The 8,290-nt window shown below is 67.2% G+C and carries 8 protein-coding genes; 4 read left to right on the top strand and 4 right to left on the bottom strand.

Annotated features, from left to right (window positions below):
- Positions 1 to 500: 500 nt before the first annotated feature.
- Positions 501 to 809, bottom strand: coding sequence for a hypothetical protein (locus AB0F38_RS30915; protein ID WP_361900604.1), 309 nt, complete (start codon positions 807 to 809; stop codon positions 501 to 503).
- Positions 810 to 879: 70 nt separating this feature from the next.
- Positions 880 to 1,749 (bottom strand): IS5 family transposase, encoded by an 870-nt coding sequence (locus tag AB0F38_RS30910; RefSeq protein ID WP_361900601.1) that lies wholly within the window; start codon positions 1,747 to 1,749, stop codon positions 880 to 882.
- 590 nt (positions 1,750 to 2,339) lie between these two features.
- On the opposite strand from AB0F38_RS30910, the gene AB0F38_RS30905 reads away from it, so the two are divergent.
- Positions 2,340 to 2,753 (top strand): hypothetical protein, encoded by a 414-nt coding sequence (locus AB0F38_RS30905; RefSeq protein ID WP_361900598.1) that lies wholly within the window; start codon positions 2,340 to 2,342, stop codon positions 2,751 to 2,753.
- Between the two features lie 47 nt (positions 2,754 to 2,800).
- On the opposite strand, the gene AB0F38_RS30900 is transcribed toward AB0F38_RS30905, so the two are convergent.
- Complete coding sequence (locus AB0F38_RS30900) at positions 2,801 to 3,316, bottom strand: hypothetical protein (RefSeq protein WP_361900595.1); 516 nt, start codon at positions 3,314 to 3,316, stop codon at positions 2,801 to 2,803.
- 539 nt (positions 3,317 to 3,855) lie between these two features.
- On the opposite strand from AB0F38_RS30900, the gene AB0F38_RS30895 reads away from it, so the two are divergent.
- From AB0F38_RS30895 to AB0F38_RS30885, 3 genes are all read left to right on the top strand, one after another.
- Complete coding sequence (locus AB0F38_RS30895; RefSeq protein ID WP_361900592.1) at positions 3,856 to 5,100, top strand: hypothetical protein; 1,245 nt, start codon at positions 3,856 to 3,858, stop codon at positions 5,098 to 5,100.
- A complete protein-coding gene (locus tag AB0F38_RS30890) occupies positions 5,097 to 5,669 on the top strand; it encodes a GNAT family N-acetyltransferase (RefSeq protein WP_361900589.1) in 573 nt (190 codons plus the stop codon). The genes AB0F38_RS30895 and AB0F38_RS30890 overlap by 4 nt, the downstream gene beginning before the upstream one ends.
- Before the next feature lie 283 nt (positions 5,670 to 5,952).
- On the top strand, positions 5,953 to 6,576 hold the full coding sequence (locus AB0F38_RS30885) for a hypothetical protein (RefSeq protein ID WP_361900586.1): 624 nt from the start codon (positions 5,953 to 5,955) through the stop codon (positions 6,574 to 6,576).
- Positions 6,577 to 6,931: 355 nt separating this feature from the next.
- Here the strand turns inward: AB0F38_RS30885 and AB0F38_RS30880 are convergent, their stop codons facing one another.
- Positions 6,932 to 8,236, bottom strand: coding sequence for an ATP-binding protein (locus tag AB0F38_RS30880; protein ID WP_361900583.1), 1,305 nt, complete (start codon positions 8,234 to 8,236; stop codon positions 6,932 to 6,934).
- Positions 8,237 to 8,290 lie beyond the last annotated feature (54 nt).

Genomic DNA, 8,290 nt, shown 5'->3' with positions numbered 1-8,290 from the left:
AAGACACCGCCTCCATCGCGGCGGAGCACCTGCTGGCCCACCTCACGAGGAGATCCCGACACGACCCCACCTGGGCGTCTCCGCTGAGCGGCAGCCGAGAGGCAGGTCGGTCGCCAGTCCCTCTATGAAATGATCTTGGTGTGGCTGGTGTGATCACGGCGTCGGAGCCGTCCTAATTCCCCGTGGGGCGGGGCTGGCCACCAGTCCGTTCGAGCGCCGGGGACCGATGCCCTTCGCTTATCCCGGCCTTCCACAGTGCAGGTGGTGGCAGCCTCGCGGGCACCGACCGTACGCCTGGAGCCGTCTGGGCACTCGATCCCTTTATCCAGAGCGGCGGCGTTCGGTGTCTTCGAGGTCGCCACCACCGTCAACACCGTCCGCTTGATCACTCGTTGGTGTTGGTGGTGCGAGCCCGCCGCACGGCGACCTCCTGATAGTCCAGAGCCGTCAGAGCTCCCGAGGAGACCGGGGCCCGTGGGGTGCGCTGGTGCCACGAACGGCTAGGCCGTGTTTTGGAAGTCGCGGGCGGCCAGCCAAATGATGAGGTCGCTCGCGATTCGGCCGATGTCGTTCTCGGTGGTCACGTGGTGTTCGCGGCGGGTGGCGTCGCGGCGGACGATCTCGTATCCGCCCTCGTCCAGGACTGCGACCGAGACGAACCAGGCGGGATCGTCCTGGTCGGGCTGGATGACGACGAACGTGTTCTCCGTATCGTTCAGTTCGCTGATCAGCTCGAAGAGGGCGTCCTCGGACGGGTCGTCGATGTGGTCGCCGTTTTCGCTGTCTGCGTAGTAGTACTTGGCGGCCACTGGACTTCTTCCCACGGTGCGCGGTCGGTTCGGGCGCCAGCATGGCACGGCCCTATGGGCCGTCGGTGGGTCACAGCCTCTGCTGGATCGCCGCGATCTGGACCGTCGCCTCGAAACGGACGGCAAGCTTCTCGTATCGGGTGGCCACGGCCCGGTGCTGTTTGAGGCGGCTGATCCCGCACTCGACCGCGTGACGGGCCTTGTAGTCCTGGCGGTCGAAGGCGGGTGGACGGCCTCCCGCGCTGCCGCGGCGCCTGCGGTTGCCGATTTGGTCGGCCGGCTCGGGGATCGTGCACCTGATCCCGCGTCGGCGCAGGTAGGCACGGTTAGCGCGCGAGGAATACGCCTTGTCGCCCCGTACCCGTAAAGGACGCACCCGGGGGCGTCCTTTACGGGTACGGGGCACCCGGATCGCTTCGAGGACCGGCTCGAACTGCGGACTGTCGCCCCGCTGACCCGCCGTGACCAGCAGCGACAGCGGCTTCTGCCCCTGTTCACAGGCCAGGTGGATCTTCGTGGAGAACCCGCCGCGTGAGCGGCCCAGCCCGTGATCGTCCGGCTCGGTCCGTGTCCCGCCCGGCGGTTCCTTCTGCCCGGCACCATCTCGGCGGGCACCGGCGGCATGCTGATGGGCCCGGCAGACCGTGGAGTCGACGTTCACCTCCCACGTGATCAGGCCCGCAGCGTCGGCCCTGGCCTGCAGTGCAGTCAGGATCCCAGCCCACACGCCCTCGCGCTGCCAGCGCCTGAACAGCCCATACACGGTCTGCCAGTGCCCGTACTCGACCGGCAGATCCCGCCACGGCACACCGGTCCGCACACGCCACCGCACCCCGTCGATCAATTGCCGCCGGTTGCGAACCGGACGCCCCAGCCCCGCGACCGGCAACAACGGCTCCAGCACCGACCACTGCTCATCCGAAAGATCCCCACGCCCCACACAAGATCATCACGGCATGGATCGTGGTCAGGGACTCAGTTCTAAAACACGGCCTAGACCTGCATATAGAGGTGTTTGTCCTGTGCCATCGAACTTTGAGCGTGTGCCATCGAAGTTTGAGTGACGTGGACCACTGATGTGCCGGGACGCGATAGGTGTCACCTGGCCACGATTTCTGTCACCTGTCGATCTGCTGGTGTTCGTGGTGGGTTCCACGGCCGATGCGACTGCGGAGCTGTCTGCACCAGCCGTATGGGCTTGCAGTGAACGAGTCGGATGAGATGGGGCCGGGCTGGCAGGCTGCACTCGTGGCCCTCGACTTTGCCTGGACGCCGGTTGGGCCGAGACCACCCCCGCGCAGACCAGGGAGGCTGCCGTTCTCCAGTGCTGGCGGCCTCGGAACCGGCCCCATCCCGCCGCACTCTAGTTGCAGGGTCTGACAAGTCAGGTAGAGGCGAACGAGTAGGTTGGCAAGGGTGAGCACGTGGGGGCGGAAGTACGGGTATGTAGGGCCTACTGAGCTGAAGGCACTGGTCCAGCCGGGTCGCATGGGTTGGAGAGTGGGCTCGCCGGCGGACTTCGATGCTTGGGTGTCGGCGCGGACAGCGGAGGAACTGGCTGAGCCGTTCACCTTCGTTGTGGACTCCGTCGGAACCCTGCGGTTGGCGCCGCGCCGAAGCGAGCATGTCGCATGCGCTGGCGGCGAGTCGGTGCTCGGGGCCGGCGAGATGAGCTTCCGCACGCAGTCCGGACGGTGGGTGGTGGAAGAAGTCAGCAATCAGTCGACCGGCTATTGCCCGGACGTTCGGTCGTGGCCTGCCGTCGCGGACGCCCTGGACCGAGCCGGGATTGCTCGTCCGTCCGGCTTCACCCATGAGGTGATCTTCCGGCGCTGCCCCTCCTGCCACCGGCTCAACATCGTGCGGGAGGAGGACTTCTTCTGCGTCTTCTGCGATGAGGTCCTCCCAATGGAGTGGAACGTGGACGGCGTCAGAACCGGCTGACCGGCGGGCATGCGATCAGTTCTCGGGTCCTGGTGCCGCCCCTGACCTCAGCTGTTGCCGTTGTCGATCTCCGTTGCGAGTCGGTGCGCGTGCTGGATGAGGAGCTCTTGAAGCTTCGCGAGGCGGGGTGGCAGATCGGACTGGGTGTGCTGGGCCCAGAGGCCGCTATGTGGTCGACGCCGCGCTCCAAGAGCGTGCTGAGGATGCTGGGATTCGATCGGCCGAGGAGCGTACTGGGCTTCGCCTCTGGTGACGAGGGTCCAGATGAAGACCGACGCCTCCTGCCGTTGCAAGTCCTCGGGTCGGTCGGGGAGGACGTTGGGGGGCAGGTGGAGGGACATCTTCTGCCAGGTCTCCAGGGGCAGGGACCAGGTCCGTAGCGCCTCGCGTCGTTGGTGGTAGTCAATGAGGTCTCTGGTGTTGTCGAGGTCTCGGGCGAGGTTCCTCAGTGCCGTGTTGACGTGTTCTCGGCGGTGGTTGCCGAGCCACTGGTAGAACGCGTCCGACGGCCTGTATCTGCCCCTGGTGGTGTGAAGGCCCAGGTAGTGGGCTGCTTCGCCCATGGATCCGCCCGCTGCCCATTTGACGAGCTGGACGGCGGCGGTCCTGCGTACTGTCCTGAGGCAGGCGGGGTCGCATTCGAGAGGGGCGAGGTGCTGGAGGAACCAACGATCGGGAGAGCGTCATGCCACCATCGAGCCGCCGCACCCGGTTGGTTGTCGCTGCCGCACCTGCTGGGCGGAAGCCGTCGCGGCCCGGCGGACGCTGCGGTGCCGGTCGTTGGGCCGTGCCCCGCGGTCGCGCTGTACGCGGTGGCGCCGCTGCGCGGCGTCGAGCACCTGGTGCTCGACGACCTCGCCGCCTACGCGGAGGACCGGGGGTGGGTAGTCCCGGCCGGGTGTGCGGTCGCCGACAGCGGGCTGCTCGACCAGGACCCGAATGTGCAGTGTGGTGGCCTACTCCCAGACAACGCCCTCACGGACGGGTGGGAGCAGGTCAGAACACGGGCAAGTCCCTGTCGGGAGGCGGACAGTTTTACCTTACGCGGACCAGACGCCTGGACTACCGTCGCCACCTCGAACAGCAGCCACCCGGAGGCCTGATGGACACACCGACCAACACCATCTTCACGGGGCTGCTGCGCGAGTACGGCTACACCCAACGGTCCCTGGCCGACGAGGTCAACCGGATCTCCGGACGCATCTTCGGACGCCCTGGCGCGGCCACCGACCGGGACGTGCGGCGCTGGATCGCCGGCACCGTACGCTGGCCGACCGGCCGCTACCTTCTGCCTCTCGCCGAGATTTTCGACCGGCCGCCCGAGGCCATGGGATTCGTACCGCGCGGCCGCACCAGCCGCCTGCCCGCCCCACCACCCTCCTCGGTGCGGCCAGGGCAGGAGGAACCCGTGAAGCGTCGCGAATTCCTGACCGTGTCCACCGCCGCGACCCTCGCCGTCGTGCTCCGTCTGGAGGAGACCCCGGTGCGCGGACGCCTCACCATGGCGGACGTCGACCGCATCACCACGACCATCGGCAGGCTCGACGCGCACTTCACCGCGATCGGCGGCGGCGCTCTGCTGACCGTCGCCACCGCCTACATCGACCGCCTGCGCAACACCATGGACGGCTGCACTTACGGCCCCCGCGTCGAACAGGCCCTGCACCGCACGCTCAGCGACCTCTACTCCTCCGCCGGATGGGCCGCCTACGACGCCGGGGACGGCACCACCTCCCGGCTCCACCACGCCGACGCCCTACAGTCGGGGATCCTGGCCAAGGACGGGCGGGCCCAGGCCCGCGCCTGGTCCGACCTCTCTCTCCAGTCCCGCGCCGAAGGCCGGCACCGCGAAGCCCTGACCATCAACCGCGCCGCCCTGCAAACCCGGCAGGCCCGCCAGGACCCCCGCATCGCGGCGCTGCTCCACTCCCGCCTCGCCATCGGCCACGCCCACCTCGGAGACCACAGCGCCTGCGCACGCTCCCTCCTCGCCGCCGAGAAAGCCCACGACCGGTTCGACACCACCCCACCCCCGCCACCCTGGCTGCGCTTCCTGGACGCCGCCGAGATCGCCGGACTCGCCGCCATCGCCCACAGGGCCACAGGCCGACTACCCGACGCGGAGAGGGCCACCGCCCAGGCCCTGCGCCTGCTGAGCCCCGCAATGCACCGCAACCGCGTCTACTACGGCATCCAGCTCGCCCAACTCCAGCTCGCCCAGGGCGACACCACCAGCGCCAGAGCGACCGCCACGGCCATCGACACCGCGGCGGTCAACAGCCCCCGCATCGCCCTGCGCCTCGCCACCATCCACCACAAGCTCGCCACCGCACAGGAGACGCCGTGACCACCGGCATACAGATGCGCCACTACACCAGCGCCAGGGCCCCCGCGCTGCGCCCGCTGCTCCTCGACGTGTACACCGAGGTCTACGCGGACGCCGCACGCACCGACCCGTTCGCCTCCCCGGACCGCTTCGCCGAAGGGCTCGACCACTGGAGCGCCCGGCCGGGCTGGAGCTGTGTCGTGGGCTACGACGGCGACCAGCCGGTCGGCTACGCCTACGGAGCACCACTGCCCCCAGGCTCACGCTGGTGGGGCGGCCTGCTCACCCAGGTCCCCGCCGACGTCACCGCCGAGACGGGAAAGCGCACCTACGCGCTCTCCGAACTCATGGTTCGCACCCCCTGGCGCAAAACCGGCACTGCCCGCCGCCTCCACGACACCCTGCTCGACGCCCGGACGGAACAGCGTGCAACGCTGCTCGTCGACCAGAACCACCCCAAGGTCCACGCCCTGTACGAGTCATGGGGCTGGACCACCCTCGGGGACCTGCGCCCCCGCCTGGCCGACGCTCCGCTCTTCCACGCCATGCTGCTCGGCCTTCCCCCAGGGGCCGGGGAGACCGGGCCGTGAGAACGCACCGTGGTGGTCGGACCCACGAGGAGTGATCGCCGGTCCGACGGCTCGATCAGTTCAACGAGCCAGGCTGAGGTGCAGCCATTCAGAGCGATTCCGCGTCCATGTTTTTACGAAGCAAGGAGGTCATGTGCGGGATACCGGTACGCATAGACAGGTAAGACTCCGCCTGGCAAGGCAACGCCCGGCACCCAACGCTGTGAGGCCACGTGTTCGCGCTGAGACCGTAGAGCCACCGCAGCACTGGCTGCGCCGAGTTCCCTGGGTTGCTGTAGGCGCATTGCTCACCGCCATTGGTGCTGTCGGTGGTGTGGTTTTCACAGGTATCGCCACGTACTACGGAGCCCGCGTCTCAGCGGAGCAGTTGGAGCAGTCGAGGGAGGACTCTGCTAAGCAGTCCCGGGCTCAGGCAGCGGCCTTCTCCTACTGGGTTGAAGGAATTGACGAGAACTGGACGTTGCACCTCCAGAACCGATCTGTAGATCCCATCCCGTTGGTCTGGCTGGCGATGGATGCGGGGACACTGCTTGAGCCGAACCCCTGGTTCGACCAAAGGGTTGGGCCGGTGGTTCGGTTTCGGCTGGTAACGACGCGTCTGGCACCCTGCACCGAACTTATCTACTCACCGAAACAGATTGACAGGGAGATCGTCGGGGTGGGGCGGACCAACGAGGCAAAAGAAGCCACGGTGAGGAAAGTTGTTGCCGTAGCAGAGGTCCAGTACGCCTTCTTCTCTGATCGTGACGGCAAGAGCTGGAAGAGAACGACTAAAAAGCTCATACCTTGGGATAAAGACCCAGAAGATAAAACATCCCAGGTGTTCTGGGAGAGCCGGATCCACGACGAGCCGCAGGTGCAGCAGGCGGTTGGATGCGACGAGTCCAAAGGGGCTGGGCTCGCATAACCGGCTCACCACACGCAGCAGCTTGAGTTGGCAGGGCCCCGGTATCCGCCGGGAGCGCCAGGCCCGGGTGCCGGAGCTTTGCCATCCGGGAAACTCACCATGCAGCCCGGCTCGTCCCCCTGTCTCGAGATGCTGTGGTGAGTTCGGCGCGGGGGACTCACCATCGCAAGCGGGCAGGGGCGGTCGGGCGAGGAGTGGTCGCCGGTCCGACGGTTCGGTCACGCCCTCGCAGGACGCCCGGTGTCAGCCAGCGCGAGCGGCGTCGAACAGCCGTCGCCGCGTTGGGGGAGAGAGCGGCGATGCGGAGGCCAGCACGGTCATGGGAGTCGTGGGAGGGCGAGTCCGAGAAGCGCTCTCAGAGACCGAACTGACTCATCAAGTCGGTACTGAGTTCCTCGAAGACGCGTGCCGCTTCCTCGTCGTCCGCGATCGGTGGGAGCACCGTGTGTACCGGCTGGATGTGATGAGGGCGGCGGGCATAGGGGAGTGCGACCTCGCGGCCACCTGCGAAGTCCGCAGCGCGGGCTTCGAGGGCCCCCGGACCGTTCGATGCGTAGATCGTTGCAGTGATCTGCTGGGTGCTGTCCAGGCGCAGTTTCCTCTGCAGCTCCTGGACGACGGTCACGAAGTCACCGCAGGCCACCGCGACCACGCGCTGAGAAACAGGGAGGGCTTCATCGATGCCCTCTTCGGCGAGGACGCGCTGCTCCTCGGAATAGGGCCGCCATGACACGTTGGTGGCCAGGGTCACGGTGCCGTCGTGGTGCAGCTCGATCATGGAGTTCCGGTTGTAGTCGATCTCCATGGTGCTGCAGACCCAGCGTCTCAGGCCCGGGCGGGGGTTGAGGAGGGTGTCGCCCATGCCCGTCATCGGTCCGGGAGTCCGTCGCGTCGGCAGCTTGCGTCCTCGCTCCTCGGCGACGTGAAGAAGGTAGCGAGCTTCGTCCCGGTTCAGCGGGGGCGCACCGTGAGGGTAGGGCCGGGTAGGACGTGCGACCGCGACGAGCCAGGCTGAGGGTTTGGCGGAGTGCGCGGTGATGGTCCTGGTGAGGAAGTCGGAGTGCTGGCGCAGTGCCTCCTCGGCCCTGTCGATGCGGGTAAAACGGTCGCGGTAGGCACGTTCGATCTGGTGCTCCGCCATCCAGGCGGTGTGGTCTCGATCGCGGTACGGCACCGTGAATGCCTGCTGCTCTTTGTCCTTGTCCGATCTGCCGTGGACGAGGTGCGGTGCCATTTCGCTGGCAGGGACATCCACGATCAGGAGAGTTGTCGTGCCGTCGGTCAGGGGAAACATGACCAGGTCTGGCAGGTAGGGGTGGACGTGGTTGCGGACCCACTGTGCGTACTGCCGGAGGTCAGCCCTTGCCCAGTCGATGCCTGTGATCTCGTGGTTGTCGGCGACGCCGTAGATGAGCAGGCCGCCGCGGGTATTGGCCATCGCGCTGATGTCCTTGGCGAACTCGTTCCACTGGCCGTGCATAGGGGGAAGGGGAAGGTCCCTTTTCCAGTCGAGGTCGTCGGACTCATCGAGGTGGTCCGCTGCGGCCCGGCTGACCATGTCGTAGGTCAGAGGGCCAGGGGCGGACCCCAAGTGCTGATGCAGTTTCGTCCAGGTGCGGGCCCGGCTCTGCGCGGCGATGGAGGTGTCTGCTATCCCCATGATCGATCCTCTTTGAGCGTCAGTGGAAGGCTCACTCTAAGAGCGACCGCCACT

This window comes from Streptomyces sp. NPDC025273 (assembly GCF_040638585.1).
Lineage (GTDB): Bacteria > Actinomycetota > Actinomycetes > Streptomycetales > Streptomycetaceae > Streptomyces > Streptomyces cinereorectus.
The sequence above is the reverse complement of the archived record's forward strand: the minus strand, read 5'-3'. Positions and strand labels throughout refer to the sequence as shown.